This window comes from Candidatus Pantoea soli, from assembly GCF_007833795.1.
Lineage (GTDB): Bacteria > Pseudomonadota > Gammaproteobacteria > Enterobacterales > Enterobacteriaceae > Pantoea > Pantoea soli.
In genome coordinates this window covers 141,614-163,106 of sequence record NZ_CP032703.1, presented here as the reverse complement: position 1 = coordinate 163,106, position 21,493 = coordinate 141,614, and the positions used below count along the sequence as shown (strand labels likewise).

The 21,493-nt window shown below is 55.7% G+C and carries 24 protein-coding genes; 15 read left to right on the top strand and 9 right to left on the bottom strand.

Annotated elements, in window-relative coordinates; all coding sequences use genetic code 11:
* The first annotated feature begins 181 nt into the window (after positions 1-181).
* Complete coding sequence (locus D8B20_RS18140) at positions 182-766, top strand: YceI family protein (RefSeq protein ID WP_145890913.1); 585 nt, start codon at positions 182-184, stop codon at positions 764-766.
* 104 nt (positions 767-870) lie between these two features.
* Here the strand turns inward: D8B20_RS18140 and D8B20_RS18135 are convergent, their stop codons facing one another.
* Entirely contained in the window at positions 871-1,599 is a 729-nt protein-coding gene (locus D8B20_RS18135; protein WP_145890912.1) for an SDR family NAD(P)-dependent oxidoreductase, read from the bottom strand.
* 97 nt (positions 1,600-1,696) lie between these two features.
* Between D8B20_RS18135 and D8B20_RS18130 the strand changes: the two genes are divergently transcribed.
* Positions 1,697-2,089 carry a winged helix-turn-helix transcriptional regulator gene (locus D8B20_RS18130; RefSeq protein ID WP_145890911.1) on the top strand — a complete coding sequence of 131 codons (393 nt, stop codon included), beginning with the start codon at positions 1,697-1,699 and terminating at the stop codon, positions 2,087-2,089.
* Between the two features lie 482 nt (positions 2,090-2,571).
* Positions 2,572-3,015: a hypothetical protein gene (locus D8B20_RS21680; protein ID WP_186454460.1), complete on the top strand. Its 444-nt coding sequence runs from the start codon at positions 2,572-2,574 to the stop codon at positions 3,013-3,015.
* Positions 3,016-3,225: 210 nt separating this feature from the next.
* Here D8B20_RS21680 and D8B20_RS18120 read toward each other — a convergent pair whose 3' ends face one another.
* On the bottom strand, positions 3,226-3,747 hold the full coding sequence (locus D8B20_RS18120; RefSeq protein ID WP_145890909.1) for a GNAT family N-acetyltransferase: 522 nt from the start codon (positions 3,745-3,747) through the stop codon (positions 3,226-3,228).
* Positions 3,748-3,841: 94 nt separating this feature from the next.
* Here D8B20_RS18120 and D8B20_RS18115 point away from each other — a divergent pair, with 94 nt between their 5' ends.
* From D8B20_RS18115 to D8B20_RS18095, 5 genes are all read left to right on the top strand, one after another.
* A complete protein-coding gene (locus D8B20_RS18115) occupies positions 3,842-4,771 on the top strand; it encodes a LysR family transcriptional regulator (RefSeq protein ID WP_145890907.1) in 930 nt (309 codons plus the stop codon).
* A 315-nt stretch (positions 4,772-5,086) separates the two neighbouring features.
* A complete protein-coding gene (locus tag D8B20_RS18110) occupies positions 5,087-5,683 on the top strand; it encodes a DUF1349 domain-containing protein (protein ID WP_145890905.1) in 597 nt (198 codons plus the stop codon).
* 18 nt (positions 5,684-5,701) lie between these two features.
* Entirely contained in the window at positions 5,702-6,187 is a 486-nt protein-coding gene (locus D8B20_RS18105; RefSeq protein ID WP_145890902.1) for an anti-virulence regulator CigR family protein, read from the top strand.
* A 321-nt stretch (positions 6,188-6,508) separates the two neighbouring features.
* Positions 6,509-7,528 carry an alpha/beta hydrolase gene (locus D8B20_RS18100; RefSeq protein WP_145890900.1) on the top strand — a complete coding sequence of 340 codons (1,020 nt, stop codon included), beginning with the start codon at positions 6,509-6,511 and terminating at the stop codon, positions 7,526-7,528.
* A gap of 465 nt (positions 7,529-7,993) precedes the next feature.
* Positions 7,994-8,284 (top strand): hypothetical protein, encoded by a 291-nt coding sequence (locus D8B20_RS18095; RefSeq protein WP_145890898.1) that lies wholly within the window; start codon positions 7,994-7,996, stop codon positions 8,282-8,284.
* Between the two features lie 26 nt (positions 8,285-8,310).
* Here the strand turns inward: D8B20_RS18095 and D8B20_RS18090 are convergent, their stop codons facing one another.
* Complete coding sequence (locus D8B20_RS18090; RefSeq protein WP_261388114.1) at positions 8,311-8,919, bottom strand: hypothetical protein; 609 nt, start codon at positions 8,917-8,919, stop codon at positions 8,311-8,313.
* 42 nt (positions 8,920-8,961) lie between these two features.
* Positions 8,962-10,521, bottom strand: a complete 1,560-nt coding sequence (locus D8B20_RS18085) for a sensor domain-containing diguanylate cyclase (protein WP_145890896.1) — start codon at positions 10,519-10,521, stop codon at positions 8,962-8,964.
* A 267-nt stretch (positions 10,522-10,788) separates the two neighbouring features.
* Between D8B20_RS18085 and D8B20_RS18080 the strand changes: the two genes are divergently transcribed.
* The 3 genes from D8B20_RS18080 (at position 10,789) to D8B20_RS18070 (ending at position 13,739) form a co-directional block, all read left to right on the top strand.
* Entirely contained in the window at positions 10,789-11,175 is a 387-nt protein-coding gene (locus tag D8B20_RS18080; protein ID WP_186454459.1) for a peptidase dimerization domain-containing protein, read from the top strand.
* Positions 11,176-11,204: 29 nt separating this feature from the next.
* Positions 11,205-11,732, top strand: coding sequence for an outer membrane lipoprotein Blc (gene blc, locus D8B20_RS18075; protein ID WP_145890892.1), 528 nt, complete (start codon positions 11,205-11,207; stop codon positions 11,730-11,732).
* 309 nt (positions 11,733-12,041) lie between these two features.
* Positions 12,042-13,739: an ABC-F family ATP-binding cassette domain-containing protein gene (locus D8B20_RS18070; protein WP_145890890.1), complete on the top strand. Its 1,698-nt coding sequence runs from the start codon at positions 12,042-12,044 to the stop codon at positions 13,737-13,739.
* Between the two features lie 771 nt (positions 13,740-14,510).
* On the opposite strand, the gene D8B20_RS18060 is transcribed toward D8B20_RS18070, so the two are convergent.
* From D8B20_RS18060 to D8B20_RS21670, 5 genes are all read right to left on the bottom strand, one after another.
* Positions 14,511-14,726, bottom strand: coding sequence for a YdgH/BhsA/McbA-like domain containing protein (locus tag D8B20_RS18060; protein ID WP_145890885.1), 216 nt, complete (start codon positions 14,724-14,726; stop codon positions 14,511-14,513).
* Between the two features lie 125 nt (positions 14,727-14,851).
* Positions 14,852-14,998: a hypothetical protein gene (locus D8B20_RS21675; protein WP_186454458.1), complete on the bottom strand. Its 147-nt coding sequence runs from the start codon at positions 14,996-14,998 to the stop codon at positions 14,852-14,854.
* Positions 14,999-15,679: 681 nt separating this feature from the next.
* Positions 15,680-16,813, bottom strand: a complete 1,134-nt coding sequence (locus D8B20_RS18055) for a YncE family protein (protein ID WP_145890882.1) — start codon at positions 16,811-16,813, stop codon at positions 15,680-15,682.
* Between the two features lie 311 nt (positions 16,814-17,124).
* Positions 17,125-17,676: a C40 family peptidase gene (locus D8B20_RS18050; RefSeq protein ID WP_145890880.1), complete on the bottom strand. Its 552-nt coding sequence runs from the start codon at positions 17,674-17,676 to the stop codon at positions 17,125-17,127.
* A 442-nt stretch (positions 17,677-18,118) separates the two neighbouring features.
* Entirely contained in the window at positions 18,119-18,283 is a 165-nt protein-coding gene (locus tag D8B20_RS21670; protein WP_186454457.1) for a hypothetical protein, read from the bottom strand.
* A 190-nt stretch (positions 18,284-18,473) separates the two neighbouring features.
* Here D8B20_RS21670 and D8B20_RS18045 point away from each other — a divergent pair, with 190 nt between their 5' ends.
* The 4 genes from D8B20_RS18045 to D8B20_RS18030 are packed head-to-tail and all read left to right on the top strand — an operon-like array spanning position 18,474 to position 21,480.
* Positions 18,474-19,040, top strand: coding sequence for a peroxiredoxin (locus tag D8B20_RS18045; RefSeq protein WP_145890878.1), 567 nt, complete (start codon positions 18,474-18,476; stop codon positions 19,038-19,040).
* Positions 19,041-19,055: 15 nt separating this feature from the next.
* Positions 19,056-20,288, top strand: coding sequence for a protein-disulfide reductase DsbD family protein (locus tag D8B20_RS18040; RefSeq protein WP_145890875.1), 1,233 nt, complete (start codon positions 19,056-19,058; stop codon positions 20,286-20,288).
* An 18-nt stretch (positions 20,289-20,306) separates the two neighbouring features.
* Positions 20,307-20,858, top strand: coding sequence for a sigma-70 family RNA polymerase sigma factor (locus D8B20_RS18035; protein WP_145890873.1), 552 nt, complete (start codon positions 20,307-20,309; stop codon positions 20,856-20,858).
* Entirely contained in the window at positions 20,851-21,480 is a 630-nt protein-coding gene (locus tag D8B20_RS18030; protein ID WP_145890872.1) for an NrsF family protein, read from the top strand. The genes D8B20_RS18035 and D8B20_RS18030 overlap by 8 nt, the downstream gene beginning before the upstream one ends.
* Positions 21,481-21,493 lie beyond the last annotated feature (13 nt).

The following is a 21,493-nucleotide window of genomic DNA, read 5'->3' as shown; positions in this document are numbered from 1 at the left end:
TTCTTCAGCGGTCATACGCTGATTATTGTTAGCACAAAAACGCAGGGTTTAAGCATAATGCTATGATAAAAAAGCCATAATAAAGTTACTGAAAAAATTTGAAGGGTTCTGACAAATCATTTCACTAACTGTCGCCGGGGTTGTGACTACAATGATACACTCTGATGAAAAAGGAAATGTCATGAATTTAATCAAAAAAACCGCTCTTATTACTCTCGCCAGTGCGGCGCTGTATGTTCCGGTTTCTCAGGCGGCCGCCACGGAATACCATCTCGACCCGCAGCATACTTCCGTTGTTTTTTCATGGGACCATTTCGGATTTTCCCATCCTTCTGCGGATATTTCGGATGTCACCGGTAAGCTGGTTTTCGATAAAGACAAACCGGAGCAATCGTCTGTTGACGTGACCTTGCCGGTTAAAAATATCGATACCCATGTTAAAAAGCTGAATGAAGAGTTTATGGGTAAAGACTATTTCGATGTGAAGCAATACCCGCAAGCCACCTTTAAAAGCACCAGCGTCGTCAGCAAAGGCGACAACAAATATGATGTACAGGGTAATCTGACCCTGAAAGGCATTACCAAACCTGTGGTACTGCATGCTGTATTGAATAAACAGGATATGCATCCGATGGTGAAGAAGCAGGCAATCGGTTTTGATGCCACCACGGAAATTAACCGCTCGGATTTCAAACTTGATAAATATGTGCCTTCCGTCGGTGACAAGGTGACAATTACCCTTTCTACTGAAGCCTACGCACAGTAATCGATCAGCGCGCCGCCTGGCGCGCTGTCATTTCTGCTGCGCTGTCATGCAGTTGCCGGGTATTCCAACCGGACAGGTTAGCTGTGGCGCGCTGCACAATTCATTCAGGCGGTCATGCCGCCATCAATCACCAGTTCAGCACCCTGCACGTACCGGCTCTCATCCGAGGCGAAGTACAGCGCCGCAGCGGCGACTTCATCCGGTCTGGCAAGGCGTCCGGCGGGTATCTGTGCGCTGAACGCCTGCCGCACTTCATCACTGACCTGATCAAACATTGGCGTATCGGTTGGCCCCGGACTGAGCGTATTGACCCGAATGCCACGCGGTGCCAGTTCATGGCTCCAGGTTCGGGCATAGGCGCGCACCGCCGCTTTGCTGGCAGAGTAAGCACCGTAGCCGGGATTGGCCATGCCACCGGCAATGGAGCCAATCAGCACAATGCTGCCACCCTCACCCATACAGTTAACGGCCTGCTGCACCGTAAAGGCCATCGCCCGGACATTCAGATCAAAAATGCGATCGAAGTGGGCTTCGGTGCTCTCTTCCAGACGCGCATGCTCTGCTACACCGGAGGCATTGACCAGAATATCCAGACGACCGGCCCGGACCCGAAGCGTGTCAAACAGGCGGGCAAGGTCGTCAGCGCGCGTGAGGTCACCCGGAATCGCTTCTGCGCGACCGCCGGTTTGCGCCACTGCCGCAGCCAGCTGCGCCTCGCGCCGTCCGGTAATAAAGACCCGCGCACCTTCCTGAACGAACCGACAGGCAATCGCGAGCCCGATGCCGCTGCTGCCGCCGGTTATCAGGGCAATTTTTCCTTCAAGTTTCATCATAGCTACTCCGGAAAGAGGTGGAAGCCAGATGATATATTCCGTATATTTAGTGTCAATTACGCACCTGAGCGATACCAGATATATGCAAGGAAACCTGATGGAGAACGATATTCCGGCCCTGCTGGCAGAGATCAACAGCACGCGCCCGGTCCTGGAACAGGTGGCAAATAAATGGTCGGTGTTGATCCTGACCGTACTTTGCACGCAGCCAGCGCGCTTTAACGCCATCAAACGCCGCCTGGATCCCATTACGCACAAGGCGCTGACAGAAGCGCTGCGCCGGCTGGAGCGCAATGGCCTTGTCAGCCGGCGGGTGATCGCGTCGTCACCGGTGGCGGTCGAATATGCCATCACGCCGCTGGGCCGCACCCTGCAGGCGCCGTTTGTCGCACTGGTGACGTGGGCCAAAGAACAGGGGGCCGCCATCGAACTCGCCCGTCAGGCTTATGACCGACAGCACGCTGCAGAAGCGCCACAACAGCGTGCCTGAGGCGCCGTATGGGCGGGTTGCGTTTCGGTGTCTGTGCGCAGCCGGGAATGCGCACCGTTCTGTGCGTATTGCCTGACAGACAGATGCGTTAATGCAGCGCCCACGGGCAAATTAATTTCATTCATCGATAATTACATTTTGATGCTATTCACCCTGAAAACGAATGTGCAAGAGCATCAGCATTTTTCAAGGAAATTTGGCTTATCCTGTCATTAAATTTGATGAAGATGCAAAAATCGCTAAAATGAATAATTCTCACTCAGCTTTATCTGGTATATTTTCCCCGGCTTTTTCTGCACCTGTTATAAACTCTGTTACTCAACAAAAAATACGTTTATACTAAATCAACAACTTAGCGGGCAGATCATTTCCGAAACGTTTATTTTTAATTTTAATAACACGGCAACTACTAATTTTAGGCGTGGCAATTTTCTCATTTTAATTTAAATTATCCGTATTAGTTTTCTCGCCCGGGAAAATTAATGGATAGCAACATTATTGCAAATTTAATCATTCAAAAAAGAATGCGAGTGAGAACGCTTCTCACCTTACGCATCACCTTTATCATCTTCACTTTATCGATACTGGAAGGATATTGTATGTACAAGGCAGTAAAATATTACATCAGCAATCATCATCTGCAGGGGCTGCTGCTTCACCGGAGCAATTGTGCCCATCTGCCTGCCGTGGACAGCCGGACCTTTATCGGAAGTTGCTACACGCTCAACCAGGCTTTGACGGTCTCCGCGGCGCACTTTAAGGGTGTGGCTGCCTGCCCGCTTTGTTCAAACGAAAAAGACACGTCCGTTTTGAAGGAAAAAAAATTACCGAGAAAGGATATCATTTTACAACCTGCAGCAAAGCCGGCAAAAGACAGGCAACCGAAAAGCTTAACGCCAGTCAGGCATTTAACCTGCTGGCATTAAATAAGCAAACAAGGAAGCACTGAAAGGGATTTCAATTCAGGTTCTTATTGCATCAATAGCACACAGCAAACTCTGGCCGCACATGGTTCATTTCATGTGCGGTTTTTTTGCTTCCCCGGATTAATGAAAAAATGTGCCGGATGCGAATTAAGCGGTTTAATCTGCCGTTATTCGTTTGCGTTTTCCTGCATAAGGCAAATGCCCTCCGTTTCACATGCTGTTTACCTGACGTCGGACGATTTCACTCTCCCCTGCCTCGCCAGCGAAAGCATGCAGCGCTTCACCGGCAAGCCGATAACGCACCCATTCAGACTGCGGCTGTGCGCCTATGCTTTGGTAAAAATCAATCGCGGGCTGATTCCAGTCCAGCACACTCCATTCAAGACGTCCGCACGCTCTTTGTACCGCGCACTGCGCAATATATTTCAGCAATGCTTTACCGGCACCTTTTCCGCGATAAGCCGGAGAAATATACAAATCCTCCATGTAAATGCCATTCCGGCCCAGCCAGGTTGAGTAGCTGGTAAAGAAAATGGCATAGCCGGCGACAGCGCCGTCAACTTCACACATCAGCGCCTCGGTGTGGCTTCCGGCACGAAACAGCGTTTCCCGTATCTCTTCCGCGGTCGTCACAACTTCCTCGGGTGCCTGTTCATAAACGGCCAGTTCATAAATCATGGCAAAAATCGCTGCGGCATCTTCTGCCCGGGCCGGTCGGATCGTGATATTCATTTAATCTGCCTTGTTGTCACTTTACGCTTTCATCATTGATGGCGATGATCATAAAAGGTAAGGTCATCTGAATTAAGTGCAATTTCCTCAGTGAATAATGAATATTATGCATCCGTCGTTACGACGCCTGGATTTAAACCTGTTACCGGTTTTTGATGCTATTTATCGTCATGGCTCGGTTCTCAGGGCAGCAGAAGAGCTGGCTATGAGCACATCTGCCTTAAGCCATGCCCTTTCACGACTGCGCGGAACCCTGAATGATCCGTTGTTTTATCGTGAAGGCCATCGCATGTGCCCCAGTGTTTTTGCGCTGCAGATAGCGCCATCAATCGCTTCTGCATTGTCGCTGCTTAATCAGCAACTGACACCGCAAACACCGTTTGACGCCGCCACCAGCACAGCGTGCCTGCAGATTGCCATCACCGATTTCACTGCATTCTGCGTTTTTCCGCCCCTTATGCGTCAGCTGCAATCTGTGGCGCCCGGACTGCATTTCGAATTACGCTATCTGCCGCATAGTCCGGCGCTGACAGAACTGCTGGCGGGCGAAGTGGATCTGGCGCTGGGGTTTAGCTCACCCGAAGATGTGGCACATCCCGAGCTGGAAGAGATTGCCTGGCTGGAAGATCGCTATGTGGTTATCAGCCACAAAAGCCGGACGCAACTGAGCCTGGAAGAGTATCTTGCTGCGCGCCATCTGGTGGTCACACCGTGGAACGAACAGCAGGGCGTGCTGGACTTTTATCTCAGGCAAAGAGGATTAACCCGACAGATTGCGCTTAAAACGCCTTCCATGTTAAGCGCCCCTTTTATCGTGGCTGAAAGCGATTTGATTATGGCTATTCCGCGCCTGGCAGCGGAAAAACTCTTGCCCATGCTGGATATTGCGCTGTTTGATATGCCATTTGAAATCCCTCCGTTTCAGGTCAACATTTATACCCACAAACGCAGCGGTAAGCGCGAAGCCACCCGCTGGCTCAGGGCGTTGCTGCAGGCGCTGGCGAAAGAGATTCCCCGCGTGTGATCTTTCGCAGGGTAAAGTCAGTACCTGGCTATAAACAGCGCGCTGTTATCTTCCACTCCGGCAACGTACAAACAAGCAGACATGCCTCACACACTCTCTGTGGCAATTCTTCTGGCTGCAGATAAAAATAGTAAAACGGAAAACGCTGCCCTCTATACCAGGCTTGCCTGCTGAGGATGAAGCCTGTTTGAGCCGCACAACGGGAATACCCAGGTAAACCCGCGCTATCCTCAGTGAAATAAACGGCCTATGCGGCATGGCATGGTCGGGAGGTAAAGCGCGCTATCACTGGAACATGCCACTGCCGGAGAGCCTATGACACCGATACAGTCTTTTACCGCCGCAGGAGGCGTCTGGATTAACCAGCCTGCTGTCTGGTCGCGCGATGATACTCAGTTACGCTTCACGACCGACGCTGAAACCGATTTCTGGCAGCAGACCTATTACGGCTTTCAGCGTCATTCCGGCCATGCCTTTGGTTTTTATGTTGAGGACGATTTCACGGTTCAGATGCGGGTTCAGGCAGATTTTTCCGCGCTGTACGATCAGGCTGGCTTACTGGTGCTGGATGATGAGCACCACTGGATTAAAGCGGGCATTGAATTTAATGATGACCAGCCGGCAATGGGTTGCGTGGTGACGCGCACGCTGTCTGACTGGTCTACCGGTGTCTATCCGGGCGATCCACGGCTTTTCTGGCTGCGCGCCACGCTGGAAAATGCGGCGCTGCGCATTCAGTACTCAGCAGATGGCGAACACTGGCCACTGCTCAGGCTGTGTCCCTGGCCGGGCAGGCAACGGCGATTTGTCGGTGTGATGGGCTGCACGCCGCAACGCGCAGGGCTGCAGATCACCTTTGATGAATTTACCCTCGGAGCGCCCTGCGGAAAGGCGCTCCATGACCTCACCTGAACCTCAGGAGATAGTGACATGGACAGACCCCGCTTACTGAAGACCGCACTGGCTGCGGTCATTTCATTCACGCTTTCTGCCGCGCCGGCGCTGGCCAATCCCGGTCACGGCAACAGTGGCGGAAATGAGGATAACCCCGGCCATAACGGCAAACAGCATGGCCCGCATAACGGCAAAGCCTGGCATGAAAATGGCCGCAGCAAAGGCAAACAGCATGATGATCCTTCGCAGGCGGAAGCGGCCATTAGCTTCTCCGCTGCGCGTGCGCTGGCGGTAAATTACGGGCTGACAGGCTACGCTTCGCTGCCGCCGGGAATTGCGAAAAATGTCGCGCGCGGCAAGCGCTTACCGCCCGGTATCGCCAGGAAAGCGTTGCCGGCCGGCATGCTTAACGATTTACCTCACTATGCGGGCTATGAGTGGCGTGCCGTTGGCGATGATCTGGTTCTGATTGCGCTCAGCACCGCGATTGTCACCGCCGTGATCAACGGCGTTTTTGACTAGCGCTATCGTCAGTACATTGCGGTAAACCCTGAAGCAAAGTCGCTGCTTTTCATAGCGGGCGCGGCCCCGAACGGCAAATACACGTGCAGCCAGCTTTCAGCGCGCGCCTGCTGTGATTTTCAATAGCAACTGCGTAGCTGCCGCCTGCTTTTGCTACCAGACCGGACAATTGTGCTGTCCGGTTTCTTCCCTGTGAATTAACGGGTTGTGCCTTCCTTTTAAATAGCGCGCGATCTAATTGTTTACAACCCGGATGTCATCTGCCATTATCGCCAAACTAAATAGCACACTACTTAATAGCAAACACAAGGAAATCAGACCATGAAAGTGAAACTCACCGCAACGGCGTTACTGTTAGCCAGCCAGATGACGGCCGCCTGGGCCAGTCCGGCAGAGAATGCGCCGCAACCGACCACCGGGGTTGCCGCCTTCCTGAAAGCGCTGAACGGCAGCGGCGGTAAGCCACTAGAGACGCTATCGCCCCGGGATGCACGCGCCGTGCTGACCGGCGCACAACAGGGCGCGGCGTTACCGCCCGCACAGGTTGCTGAAAAGACCATCACGGTGCTGGGCAAACCGCTCAGGCTCACCATTGTGAAACCGGAAAAGGCTGACGGCGTGTTGCCGGTATTTATGTTTTTCCACGGTGGCGGCTGGGTACTGGGAGACTTTCCGACCCATGAACGCCTGGTGCGGGATATCGTCAATGAATCCGGCGCGGCTGCGGTGTTTGTCAATTATGATCCTTCCCCGGAAGCGCATTACCCGGTTGCGATCACGCAGGCTTATGAAGCCACAAAATGGGTAGCCGCACACGGCGCAGAAATTGGCGTGGACGGTAAGCGACTGGCGCTGGTGGGGAATAGCGTGGGCGGCAATATGGTCGCGGCCGTCGCGCTGCAGGCAAAAAACAATCACACGCCGGCGATCCGTTATGACGTTATGCTGTGGCCGGTGACGGATGCCAGCTTCGATACGCCTTCTTACCGGCAGTTTGCCGAAGGGTATTTTCTGACGCGTAACATGATGAAGTGGTTCTGGGATAACTACATAACCTCTGCAGCCCAACGGCAAACCCTTCTGGCTTCGCCACTGCGCGCCACTGAAGCGCAGCTGGCTGGCTTACCGCCGACGCTGATTCAGACCGCCGAACTGGATGTACTGCGTGACGAAGGCGAAGCCTTTGGGCGCAAGCTGGACGCTGCTGGCGTGCCGGTCACAGTCACCCGTTACAACGGCATGATTCATGACTTCGGTTTACTGAATGCGCTGAGTAAAGAACCTGCCGTACGCACTGCCATCAGTCAGGCATCATCAGAGCTGAAAGCACATTTAAAATAAATGCCCCCTCTTCACCCGCCCTGTCCTGCAGGGCGGGCTGGAGGGTTATAGCCTGATGGTTAACTGGTATGTCCGCTGGAGTAGTGCGCCCAGCAGCAGGTACATTTCGGTTATTTCTTCTTTAACGTCAGCCTCGTGACTATCACTTTCGCTGTTGATCAACAGCTGAATTAAATCAGATAACCGGGAGGATACGGCTGCGTGTGTGTCCACAATAATTCCGGAAAAGTAAAAGGGCACCATAACGACATGGTGGACGAAATGTCACCATCAACTATAGGGTTTCGTGCAGGTTAAGCAAGTATGTTGCACATAATATGCATCTTTAATTTCCTGTTGTGACACAGGCCCCTGTTCCCCTTTCTGCGTAAACGCTTCCTAAGATAATTCTTATTGTGCGATGATTCGCGAGCGACATCGCAGAACTTAAGTAAACTTAAATTAAATGTAATGCGAGGTGACGCCATGAACAGTTACACGATTCGGGTCGAGTTAAAAGAGCCGACCGCAAATACGCAGATAGAGTTACTTTATACCATGCTGGAAAACGGCTTTTCACGCAGCGTAGTGTGTGAAAAAGGGCAAAGCTTTGCCTTGCCTGCCAATGAATTTGTCTATATCGGGGTTGAGACCATACGCCATCTGACCGATCGCGTCGCAACGTTGATCAGCCATTTTAGTCGCGATCCTTCCGTATTGATCACCCGTTCAGCGGAACGCTGCTGGTCAGGGCTGAACACAGTAAATCTTAGCTGAGCAGCCGGATGCGACCGTAAATTAAGTTAACTTAAGTTTGCAGGCTGACCGGAATGTGCGCCCGGTGGCGTCGCGCAAGACGCGTGCGTTGACGGGCGGTCGGCGGTCAGCTCATCGATACGCCGCATCAGATGGCTGCGATAAGGCGTGGCAATCTGTGCCGGCACGCGCCGCAGATAATCGAAGGCGTGGGCGGCGGTTTCTCCGCTTAGCGAGGAGAGATGGGCGAGTACTGCCTCGCAGCCAGGAATCAGGCCTTCAGTGTGCTGAAAGCGCGGCGGCAGATCGGTCCAGATAACCGCATCAAGTGCGCGCTGGCGTGCCCACTCCGCCAGCGGGCCCGGCGTGTGCGCCGTTGCAGTCAGGATGCCCACACCGTCACAGCGCTCATCGGGTATCGCTTCGCGCTCGCGTAACGCGGCGCAGGCGGCAGCGATATCGGTGACAGTCAGCATCGCCCACAGAACCGGCACCGGTTCCGCGTTGATGCAGAGTGCCGTCGCCACTTCACCGCCGTCCCCAATACGCGCAAATTCAATTGGCAGCAGCGGTCCGTCCGTTTGCCATTCACCGGCGACCGGCAGTGCGTCCGGTTTCCAGATCAGCGATCCCCATCCCAGACAGGCAATTTTCATCGTCTACTCCTGTAGTTGTCTTCAGACCATAAAACATCCGGTTCAGGCGGTCTCCTGACCGGCCTGCACCCGGTCGCGACCAGACTGCTTGGCGAGATACAGCGCCCGATCCGCCTGTGCGATCAGCGCCTGCGCCGTGTGATGCGCCGCGACCGGCACCCACGCGGCATAACCTGCGCTCAGTGTCACCTGTTGCGCCGGCAGGCCGGAGGTCTGATGCGGAATATGCAGCGCCCGCACGGCTGCCGCGGCGCGGGCGGCAATCTGGCCGGCATGTTGCGTGTCGGCTCCCGGCAAAATCAGGGCAAACTCCTCACCGCCGTAGCGCGCCACCAGATCGCTGCTGCGCATGGGCAGCGCATTCAGCGCCCATGCAATACGCTGCAGACAGGCATCACCGGCAACATGACCATAGGTATCGTTGAAGCGTTTGAAATAATCGACATCGATCATGACCAGCGCGACCGGCGTCCCCTGCTGGCGTGCTGTCGCCAGGGTTTCATTAAGATAGCGATCAAACTCGCGGCGGTTAGCCAGGTTGGTCAGCGCATCCCGGTGTGCCATGCGGTTGAGGGTATTGTTAGCCTGTTTCAGCTCGTCACGCAGGCTGGTGAGTTCACACTGGTAGCGCAGACTGCGGCGCGCCTGGCGCATCACGTACAGCCCCAGCGCCACAATAATTCCCAGCAGCGCCACACTCAGCAGGACATCCTGCACGCGGCCTTTTGCCCAGCGCAGAAACAGATCGCGCGTGTCATACCCCGCCGCCACGATCAGGGGATAGCGATCGGAACTGGCAAAGCCAAAGAGGCGGTTTTTTCCATCCAGCGCAGAAGTCCACTGTCCGCTGCCGCGGCTGTTTTTGGCCAGCATTTCGCTGAACAGCGGACTGGCCGACAGATTCCTGCCGATAAAACTATCGGGCATCGGCCGGGCATAAAGTACCGAACTGTCCGCCAGCATCAGCACCAGCACATCATGCGGGCCCATTTCATAATAGCTGTAGAAGCGCCGGAAATAGTCGACGCGAATGGTCGCCAGCAGTACGCCCTGAAACCCCTGATACGCATCGCTGATACGCAGTGAAACCGGAATAACCAGCTCGCCCGTCGTGCGACTGCGAATCACCGGCCCGGGATGGATGCTGTTACGCAGATTGTTGCGCTGAAAGGTAAAGTATTCACGGTCAGAATTATTGATACCGGCGGGCGTCTTCAGCGCTGAGGTGGCAATCCACTTTCCCTGCGCATCATAATAAAACAGCCCATGCAGCTGGGGCAGCCGACGCTGTAACTCGCGCATGGTCTGGCTCAGGCTCTGTGCATCAATACCGCTACTGAGCTGCGCTTCAACGCTGCGCTGCAGTTCGCGCAGCGAAAGCTCGGTTTGCAAAAAGGTATCCTCTGCCTGCCGCGCCTGCGAAAGCGACAGGTTGATGGCGGTCTCTTCCGTCTGGCTGACGGTCTGCTTCCAGTCTTCATGCAGTGTCCATGCGCTGATGCCTGCCACGGCAATAACCAGCAGTAGCCAGGAAAGCGTAATACTTTTGATTAGCGATCCGCGCAGTACGCCTTCATGTTCCAGTGATTTCAGCTTACTCATCCGCATCCTCTTCAGCACCTCTATTGAGTTAAGCAGAGGAAATGGGTTACGAAAGCGCTTTCCGCTCAGCCGGTGAAACTTTATACCGGCGCGCGGGCAGGAAATCTCACCGGCTGCGCCAGTGCATCGCGTGGAGTAAAGCTGCCGCCTCATCCGTTTTCCGGTAAAGCTTAGAGGAAATAGTTGTTTCCTCTGACGCCAGGCGCGGTGAAAAATCACCGGTGCCGACCGGCGGCTTCTTTTCCTCTGACCTGCACAAGGATGAACATGACGGATATTTCTGCATCGCCTTCAGACACGCACGCCTTTACCCTCATTCTCAGCGGCAAAGGTGCGCACGCGGCGCGGCCGCATGAAGGTCTGGATGCGATTGTCACCGGCAGCCATATCATTGCGGCGCTGGCGGCGCAGTGTAGCCGGGGCGGGCAGCGCGCTGGCGTCGCCGATATGGCGTTTCAGGCCGGCAACAGCTGGAATGTGTTACCGCCGGAGGCGCAGATTAGCGGAATTCTGTATGCAGAGGACGCCGCGCACCGGCACGCGCTGCAGCAGCAGACGTCCCGTTTAATCACCACGCTGGCTCAGGCTTTTGGCTTGCAGGCGCAACTGACCTGGCAGCCACACCAAAATGCAAACCTTCACTATACTGCTTAAAGGATTATTCGAGGTATTAAGGAGTTGCGATGAAAATCTGGCCTTTGGTTGCCGTGACGGCTTTATCCCTGACGCTGGTTGCCTGCAAATCACCGACGCCGCCGAAAGGGGTACAGCCGGTGCAGAACTTTGACGCGGAACGTTATCTGGGCAAATGGTACGAAATTGCGCGTCTTGACCATCGCTTTGAACGCGGCAAGGATCATGTCACTGCCACCTACGGCAGGCGCAGCGACGGCGGGCTGAGCGTGCTGAACCGGGGTTACGACCCGAAAAAACGCGAGTGGAGTGAAAGCGAAGGCAAGGCGTATTTCACAGGGCGTCCGGACGTGGCGGCGCTGAAAGTGTCATTCTTTGGTCCCTTCTATGGCGGCTACAACGTGATTGCCCTGGATGAGCACTATCAGTATGCGCTGGTTGTCGGGCCTGACCGGAGTTATATGTGGATTTTATCACGTCAGCCCACGCTGCCTTCTGCGGTTAAACAGCGCTATCTTGCGCTGGCACAGCAGCTGGGCTTCCCCACGGATAAACTGATTTGGGTTGATCAATCCTGATAGTTTCCTGACGCAGCGCACCCTGCGCTGCGTAATTAACACTGGCATAACATTTCCGGCCGCACTATTATCACCCTACCTTTTCACCCGCAGATAATTAAGGAGGATTACCATGCCATTGTGTGAATTGTTTATTTACTCACACGCTTATAGCGATTGGCTGCGCTCAGGTTTTACCGCACTCGTGCTGCGATAATCCGTGCTGAGCGAAGTTACTACAATCTGATCTCTTCTCTCCGGCTTACCGGGTTGTCGTCAGCGATTTTCTGACGTCAGGCGTCATTACGTCTGCAACTTGTGAGTAAGCACATGAGTACATTACTTTCCGCCCATGCTGTTGGCTTTGACAATGCCTTCGGTACGCTTTTCCACGATATTCATTTCAGCCTGAAAAAAGGCGATCGCATCGGTCTGCTGGGTGATAACGGCACCGGCAAAAGTACGCTGCTGCAACTGCTTAGCGGCGAACTGGCCGCCAGCCACGGCAGCGTTACGCCCGCCGGAAACTGCCTGCTGGCGCGTATTGAGCAGCATCTGCCATCGGATGTCGCCGGCGCTACCCTGCTGGACGCCGTCGCGACGCGTCAGCCAGGCACGGAACGCTGGCGCGCTGAAGCGCTGCTAAGCAGCCTGGGGTTTGCGCCGGATCAGCAGCAGCAAACGGCGGCAACGCTCAGCGGCGGGCAGCATATGCGCCTGCTGCTGGCGCGCGCGCTGATTATGCAACCCGACCTGCTGTTGCTGGATGAACCGAGCAACCATCTCGATCTGCCTGCCCTGCTCTGGCTGGAAAATTTCCTCAACGGCTGGAATGGCAGCTTTATCCTGGTTTCACATGACAGCGCGCTGCTGGACCGCGTCACAAACTGCAGCTGGATTTTGCGTGACCGCACGCTGCACTTCTTCCGTCTGCCCTGTTCCGCCGCCCGCCAGGCGCTGGCAGAGCAGGATGAGGCAGACAGTCAGCGTCATCAGGCTGAGCAGAAGGAGATCGCCCGCGTAGAGAAAAGCGCCAGGAGGCTGGCTGTCTGGGGCCGTAACTACGATAACGAAGGACTGGCGCGTAAAGCGCAGCAGATGGAAAAGCGCGCCAGCTGGCTGAAGGAGGCGCAGACCATGCTAAGCGAAGGCAGCCCGTGGCAGCTGTCGTTACGCGGTGAAGCACTGGAGGCTGACCGCGTGCTGGCGTTATCACCGCAAAGCGTGCGTGCGGCGGCCGGCGCGCCGGTGCTGTTTACCCTGCCGTCATTACAGGTAAAAAGCGGTGATCGTGTGGCGATTGTCGGTCAAAACGGCAGCGGAAAATCGTCGCTGCTGCGGCACCTCTGGCAGGCATATCAACAGACGCACAGCCCGCTGTTTCATCCGCGCGCGCGCGTTGGCTATTACGATCAAAGCCTGCATCAGCTCAGGGATGAGCACACGCTCAGCGATGCGTTGCAGCCGTTTGCCGCGCTGACAGACGAGCAGCGCAAAATGGCGCTGATTAGCGCCGGTTTCCCTTACGTGCGCCATCAGCAGCGGGTGGGCTCGCTGAGTGGCGGTGAACGCTCGCGCCTGCTGTTTGTCGGGCTGACGCTGGCACGCTATTCACTGCTGTTGCTGGATGAACCCACTAACCATCTGGATATGGCGGGTAAAGAGGCACTGGCGCAGGCGCTGAATACGTTCGAAGGGGCCGTTCTGCTGGTGTCGCATGACAGGCAGCTGATTGCCAGCAGCTGTAATCGCTTCTGGCTTATTGCCGGGCAGCAACTCAGCGAATGGCACGACCTGGAACCGGTGACGGCCCGGCTGCAGGAAGCTATGCCAGCGACTCCGGCTGCGGCTGGCAGCGCGCAGAGCGCAAGGCCAGCTGAAGATGAAGAGCGCTGGCTGGAAACGTTATGCGAGCTGGAGTGGAAACTGGCGGAGGATATGGCGCGCAAAGCGAAGCATCAGAAGCCTGTGCTGCAGCAACAGTGGCAGGCCGAGATTTCCCGGCTGAAGGGGCTGCTGCAGCTATAGCTGTGGCGTTTACCGCCTTTCCCTGGCCGCCTGCGGGCGGCCACTTTTCAGCCCGGCAGATAACGTCTCTGCCGCTGTTTTTTATTCATCAAGACCTGCGCCGGGTCTGGTTCAGACTGGTGCGCCGGTTTCAAGTCTATTCCTAAAGTGAAACTGCGTCATGGTTCTGCCAGCAAACTGCGGCGTAAACTGGCCGCTTTTCTGTTTCAGCTACACCCTGCGCTGGCAGGCTGTAGCACGCCAGAGAGTCCGTTATGCTGAAATCCCACTATTTTTATCTGTGTCCCGATGCGGATGGCAGCTGGGTGTTACATAAGAAAGGCTGTTCCGTTCTGACAGGCAAAAGAGAGAAGCGCTTTATCGGCTCACTTTATACCACCCATCAGGCGCTGGCGGTCGCGCGCGTCCACCAGACGCGGGTGATATGCTGCAGCGATTGCCTCACTTCATCGGAACGGCCAGCACCCCGCCAGGCCGAAACGCAGAGAAAAAAGGCACCCGTCCCGCTGCGCCACTATGGTAACGAGCGTAAAGAATAGCCCTTCACGACGAGGACAACCGCTTTTGTGGCCCGGCTCATGCCTGTTACCGTTGCGTTTCCCTTGTCGTCAGGATTATCCACAGCAGAGGTGCAAAGCCACCGGCCTAATCTGTGGATAAGTCACCGCTGGCCGCGTGTGCCGCTGGCTGCGCCGGATTGGTTATTTTTTGAGCAATAAAAACAGCAAAGCCGCCCGAAGGCGGCCTTAACGCGAAGCACTGCAGACGAACTTATTTGTACAGCTCAGCCGTCATATGTACGCGATTGTTGGTATTGGCTTCAGTGATTTTGTACTGAGCGCCCTGCTCTTGTGCCTGAGCAGCGATTTTGGCTTCTGCACCGTCCAGAGTAGAAGAGGTAACAGAAACAGTTTGCGCGAAGCTGGCAGCTGACAGCATTGACAGGGCGGCTACGGCTGCGAGGGAGAAAGCTTTAATGGTTTTCATGGTCATATTCCTTGGTTTGGTTGGTGAAGACTGAATGCCTTCGATGGAAAACATAATAACTCAGGTAATAGTTTCAGTATTGATAATTAGTGCTGTTATCATGATCACACTAACTATTATCTGCATCAGGCTTGCGTCATCAGTTCGCGGACTGCCGCGATAAACGCTGGCCACTGGGCAAAGCGCATAGCCGGCATGTGAGCCTGGCGCTGCGTTTTCAACGCGTTGACAAAGGTACTGGCCTGCGCCGCAATGTCGCGGTTGTGATTCATAGCAATCCCCTTAAGGCTGAAGAACGATATCAGTACTGCCGTTCCGCTGGCGTTCTTGCATCCTTATCAGAACCGATGCTGGCGATGAGATAAATCGCTCCGGCCTGCTTCGCCTGTGCGGTCCTGGCTGCTTCTGCCGTTCCGGACGTGACAGCCGGGGCGCTCACTCCCCCGTCACTAAACAGTGGGCAGCATAAATGCACCGAATATTTTGATAAACTTTGCGGCCATGCACTTTGCCTGAATCTCTATCATTCCTGGTCTTGCCCTAATGAGAAAATGATAAACCTGAAGCTGAGTGCGTAACAGCTGAACTTATTGCTGATTAACATCAAAAATACTGAAATAAAACCAGGCCACTCAGGCAATAGCAAACTTGCTGCCAGCAGGCTTGTGACAGGCGGCTAAAAGCGCTGACCCTCTCTCCTACCCGGCACGAAGTAGTGAACACGGTGGCTGATGCGCAATGCGGCTTTCCGTTGCTGGCGCGCGGGAAAATGCCGCCTTGCGGCAGACAGAATCGACGGCAGAAATGCCGTAAAGAGAGAGTGCATAAGCAGCAAGGCCGGGCTTGCTGAGCAGCAGCGGGCTGACCACGAACAGAATGATAACGCCTGAAAGGCTGTGCGGATTGGTAGTTAGTGCGATAATCATTATCGCACTAACTGTTAAGTCATGTGATTATTTGCGTACTTCGGGCTGATCAGCCACCGGTAAAGGACCGGACTCAAGGGCAATGCGGGCAATCTCATCCGCTGCCGGTGCAGGGCTGCCTTTACGGAACTTCTGTTTGAGCGTGACGTAAAGCGTCTGATGATCCGGGCTCAGCAACAGGCTGTTGGGGTGCGCGTTAAAGCTCCAGCTGTGCTTCACGGCGAAGGTGGTGGCATCCAGTTCCAGCACTTTTTTTGATTCCCGCTGGCTGATAAACAGGGCATGCCGTGCCGCGCTATAGGTGATCGCCAGCGCATCCCCTTCAATGCGATGGATAACCTTGCCAGTGCGCTCATCAAACACCAGAGTGGCCTTCCCTTTGGAATTGTCCGTCACAAACAGACGTCCGGTGGCCGGATCTTCTGCCATGTTCAGGAACAGCCAGGGTTGGCCATCGCCGGGTGTCCAGCGCTGTTCAATGTTATGGGTGCGCGGATTGATAACGAGGATTTCACCGCTGCCGTTGGCAGCATAAATGCGCTTCATCAGCGGCGAATAAATCAGTCCGGTCACCCATTTTCCGGCATGATGCAGGGTCTTTTTCAGTTTAAAGGTACGGGCATCCACCACGGAGATAAAGCCGGGATCGGCGATGCGTCCGACATACAGCTCGTCTTCATGCACCAGTATTTCGCGGGTACCGGCCGGATAGCCTTTTTTGTCCTTTTTCTCCGGGAACACCAGCCGATCCAGCACTTTCCCGCTCTGTGCATCCAGTTTGGTTATCGCGCCATCCAGCGAGTTAGTGGTGTAAAACACGCCAGCCTGCTCATCACTGGCGGTGCCAAAATTTTTCAGATCGGTATAGGTCACACTTTGCGTCGCCAGCGTGACCGGGTCCAGACGATACACCACCCCGCCATTTGCCTCTTTAAAACGATCTGCGCTGGCCACATACAGCGCGTTGGCTGAAGACGAATAGGCCATTTCATACAGGCCATTGCCGGGTGCACGCGTCACGACGGTGCGGTCAGCAGGCTGGCTGGCGGCCGTTGCCGCGGCCGGCGCGGTTTTAACCGATGTCTGGCAGGCGGTAAGGCTCAGTGCCGCGAAAAGCGCGAGACTCAGCGCGGCGTGACGCGGACGAAACAGTGATGTCATGCGGGGCTCCAGAGTGGATGTGGCAATGCCGGAATGGCAGGTCCGTGGCGGACATAAATAAACACTAATGCGAATCATACTCATTTACATAAAGTAAGCAAGCGTCATCGTTGCGGCAGGTCACCCGGGAATGAATGCGACAGATTTGCTGAACGCTGCAGAATGTTTTCAGCGGGGCGATAACTTCTGCCGATTCAGCGTAAAACAGTTCGCTGACGCGTGGAGGATAGCGGGATGCGCGAGGCGCAGCGGCTGTGACGGAAAGCGGATGCGCACGGCGTGCAGGTGCCGCGGCGCGTCCTGACAGCAGGTCAGACTTTATTTTTGTAATTGAAGCTGATTTGTGAATTCTGCTCACGCGGCAAACGTCGGGCCTGCAGATAGACCGATTTCCAGTACGGGTTATTCAGGGAGGAGCGCATCACGCCCTGGCTGACGGAGGCATGCAGGAACTGGCGGTCAGTATCGTAAAAGCCCACATGTAACTCATGCTTAATGCGGAAAAACACCAAATCACCCGGCTGCAAATGCGCCTGGTCAACCGGTTTGCCCATGGCAATCAGTTCCCGGGTCGTCACCCGCTCCATCGGAATATTGAAACGATCTTTCAGCGTACGCCAGACAAACCCCGAACAGTCAACGCCGGTCAACTGGGTTCCGCCCCACTGATATTTTGTGCCTTCCCATGAATGCATCTGATCATGCAACGCGGCGATCACCGGAATCAGATCGGGCTGCTTTGTGCCATCCTGCGAAGTGTCGATGCTTTCGTCAGCCGGTTCCGGGTGGGATTTGGAAGAGCATCCTGCCAGCGTGAAAAAAAGCAGACAGGCGATAATTTTGCAGTGCGCAGAATTGATCATGGGTGACGTTTCGCAGTGGGTAAGGGAATCCGGGATTTATACCGTAAATAAGTTGCCGAAATAAAGCGCCGCACGCTGAATTCATCCTGTCTTCATCATATTTACCTAAATTGACAGAAAGGTAACACCCTGTATTTGAGATAAAAATTTATTACAGAGCAAAGTGTAGCCATGAAAGGATAATAATCCAGCTGGCTGCGCTTAAAATTCATTCCGCCTGCCAGGCCCTGCAGCGAAAGCGGAGATACACAGCCTGAGGCTATCTGGCGACAACGGCGTGGTGTCAGGGGAAAAGACGGGTAAAGTCAGAACGAAGCGGTGAACACATCCTCAGCGGGATCGGGCCGGCGAAATGTTAATTATCCGCTGCGCCAGCCGGACGCGATGCGCCCGGCCAGCAAAATGCGCGTTACGCGGCTTTCAGCCTGCAGCGCGCCTGTTTTTACTCTTCGCTCTGGTCATCATGGCTGGCAAGCGTTTCGATTTGCTGCCAGAAATTTTCCGGTTCCGGCGTGACCCGCGGCGCGGGTTCGGCAATGTGTTGTTCCAGTGAGGCCAGTAGCTGTTGTGTTTCGCGTGTGTGTGTATCGTGAAAGGATGCTGACATAAAGTGATAACCCTGAAAAACAAACCAGCCAGCTATTGTAAGGATTTCTCGCGCGGAATAAATAAACGAGACGGCGAATTGGGCCATTTCTCACTTTTTTTGCCAGCAGCGAAACTTTTTAATCTGCCGCAGCGAACTGGGGAGGTGTAGGACGAAAAACCCGGAAATCCCTCTTTCGCAGGAGCAAAACATGAAAACCTTCAGAACACTTGTCAGCACACTCACCCTGACCACCGCGCTGGGTCTGGCCAGTTTCACCACCAGCGCGGCGCTGCCCGAAGGGGCCAAAGCACCGGATTTTAAACTGCAGGGCGCATTAGCCGGTAAACCGCTGACGTTCTCGCTGCAGCAGGCCCTGCAGAAAGGCCCGGTTGTGCTCTACTTTTTCCCGGCCGCATTCAGCGCAGGCTGCACCATTGAGGCCCATGCTTTTGCCGAAGCCACTGATGATTTCACGAAGATGGGTGCAACAGTGATCGGCGTTACCGCCGGCAATACCGATCAGATCAGCGATTTCTCGAAGCTTGAGTGCCGCGATAAGTTTGCCGTGGCGGCCGATCCCGGTGCAAAAGTGGCGGCAGAATACCAGACCACCCTGCAAATGAAAGGCAAAACGGTGTCCGATCGGACATCCTATGTGATTGCGCCGGACGGCGACATTCTGCTGAGCTACACCGACCGCAATCCGGAAACCCACATCCAGAAAGCGCTGGCTGCGGTGAAGCAGTACGACAGTACACATCCGCAAACCCACTAATCCGCGAGGCCAGCGATGTTAACCGCCATGCTGGCCGCCTTTATCGGCGGCATCATTCTCAACCTTATGCCCTGCGTATTTCCGGTGATTTCGCTGAAAGCGCTCGGCCTGTTACGTCACAGCGATAGCGCGGCCGGCGCCCGCCGCGAAGGCCTGGGTTTTCTGCTGGGCGTGCTTGTTACTATGATGGCACTGGCCGCCCTTCTGCTGGCCGCCCGCGCGGGCGGGGCTGCGGTCGGCTGGGGCTTTCAACTGCAGTCACCGCTGGTGATTGCCCTGCTGGCGCTGGTGATGCTGGCAGCAGCGCTTAACCTGCTGGGTGTATTTGAAGTCGGGCTGGCGGCGCAGCGCGCCGGCTCAATCGGGATTCAGCGCGGTGCATTTTTGCGATCCGCGCTGACCGGCGCGCTGGCGATCATCGTTGCCACGCCGTGCGCGGCACCCTTTATGGCCAGTGCCATTGGTTATGCGCTGGTGCAGCCACCGGCAATTGCGCTGGTGATTTTCTTTGCGCTGGCGCTGGGGTTCGCGGCCCCCTTTACGCTGGTCTCACTGTTCCCGGCGCTGGCGCGTTTCCTGCCGCGTCCCGGTGCGTGGATGGATGTGCTTAAGCGCGGCCTGGCGTTCCCGATGTTTGGCGCGTACGCCTGGCTGGTGTGGATACTGGCGCAGCAGGCCGGCAGTGCAGCGCTCGCGACGTTATTAGCCGCTTCGGTGGTACTGGCTTTTACCTTCTGGCTGTATGGTATTGCCCAGCGCCGGCGCTTTGCCGGTAAGCGCCACGCGGCGTTATCGGTGGTAACTGCGGTTCTGCTTATCGCCGTAGTGGCACCGCTGCCGGGGTTGATCAAACCGGGGGCAGCCCTGACAGGCGATGCGCAAACCGCCGAAGTCACTAAGCAGAAATGGACGCCGCAGGCCGTTGCCGCGCAGCGCGGTCACGGCAAAGCCATTTTTGTTGATTTCACCGCCTCGTGGTGCATAACCTGCCAGGTAAATGAAAAGACGTCGCTCTCCACCCAAGCCGTGAAACAGGCGCTGGCAAAAACCGGTGCGGTGTACATGGTGGCAGACTCCACTAAATTTAATCCGGATGTCGAGGACACCATGAGCGAGTTTGGTCAGGGCGGGCTGCCCATGTATCTGGTTTACCCTGCGGATGGCGGACCGCCGCGCGTACTGCCACAGGTGCTGACGCCCGGCATGGTGGTGGACGCCCTTAACCAGGCGGCAGGGAAAAAGACCTGAGGGTCAACAAGGCGGTTTATGCAAACAGACGATAGCGCGCGCGAACGCTGGCCCGCGCTGATGGAGCAGGCACAGGCGGGCGATCAGCACGCTTATACGCGCCTGCTCAGCGCGCTGGTGCCGGTCATTCGTTCTCAGGTTCGCCGGCAAATCAGCGACGAGGCAGCGGCAGAAGATGTCATCCAGGATGTGCTGCTTACGGTACACCGGGTGCGTCACACCTACGATCCTGCCTGGCCATTTTTACCCTGGCTGATGGCGATCATCTCTGCACGCACGATTGATGCGCTGCGGCGGCGCGGTCGCCGGCAGCAGTGGGAGGTGCCGGAGGAAGCCGCACCGGAAACGGCTGCGATACCGGATCAGCCACGGCTGGAGAGTGAGGAGGAGCTGGCCGCCTATTTACAACAGCTGCCGGCGCGTCAGCGCGAAATCGTGGAGCACGTCCACCTGCGCGAAATGAGCCTGACGGAAGCCGCGGCCCATCATAATCTGAGCGTGGCAGCGGTCAAATCGCTGCTGCACCGGGCGCTGAACAATCTGCGCCGTTTTGGAGCACATCATGAGTGATCATTACCGTTTAATTGAACAACTCGGGCGCGATCTGCAACCGGTGCGGCGTACGCCAGCTCCTGGCACGCGCCTGTTGCGCTGGCTGGCGATGGCGCTGCCGTGCGCGGTCGCCGCCAGCCTGCTGGTGCAGCGCACGCTCACCGACTGGTCACAGCCGGGGGCAGCGCTGGCGGTGCTGCAGCTGATGCTGGCATTTTTGCTGGGCACGCTGGCCATTCGCAGCGCTTTTAGCATGAGCATTGCCGGCAGGCGCAGCATCAGCTGGAAAGCGCTGCTGCCGATAGGTTTACTCTGGCTGGGAATAAGTCTGAGCAGCATGCCGCATGGCGCGGCGCCAACCCACACGGATGATAGCGTGCGCTGTTTTACCTTTCTGCTGGTGGTCAGTTTACCGATGATGGTGCTGATGATCGCCAGCCTGCGACAAACGCGCGCGCTACAGCCGGTGCGCAGTCTGGCGATGGGCGGCCTGGGTGTGGCCTGTATGGCCGTGAGTCTGCTGGCGTTCTGCCACCCGTTTCACCTGCATCCGCTGGATTTTGTGACGCATCTGGCGGCCATCATTACCATCATCGCACTGACGATCATCACCGGGAAACCCTGGGTAAAAGTGCCTTAATGGCAGGGCCGCA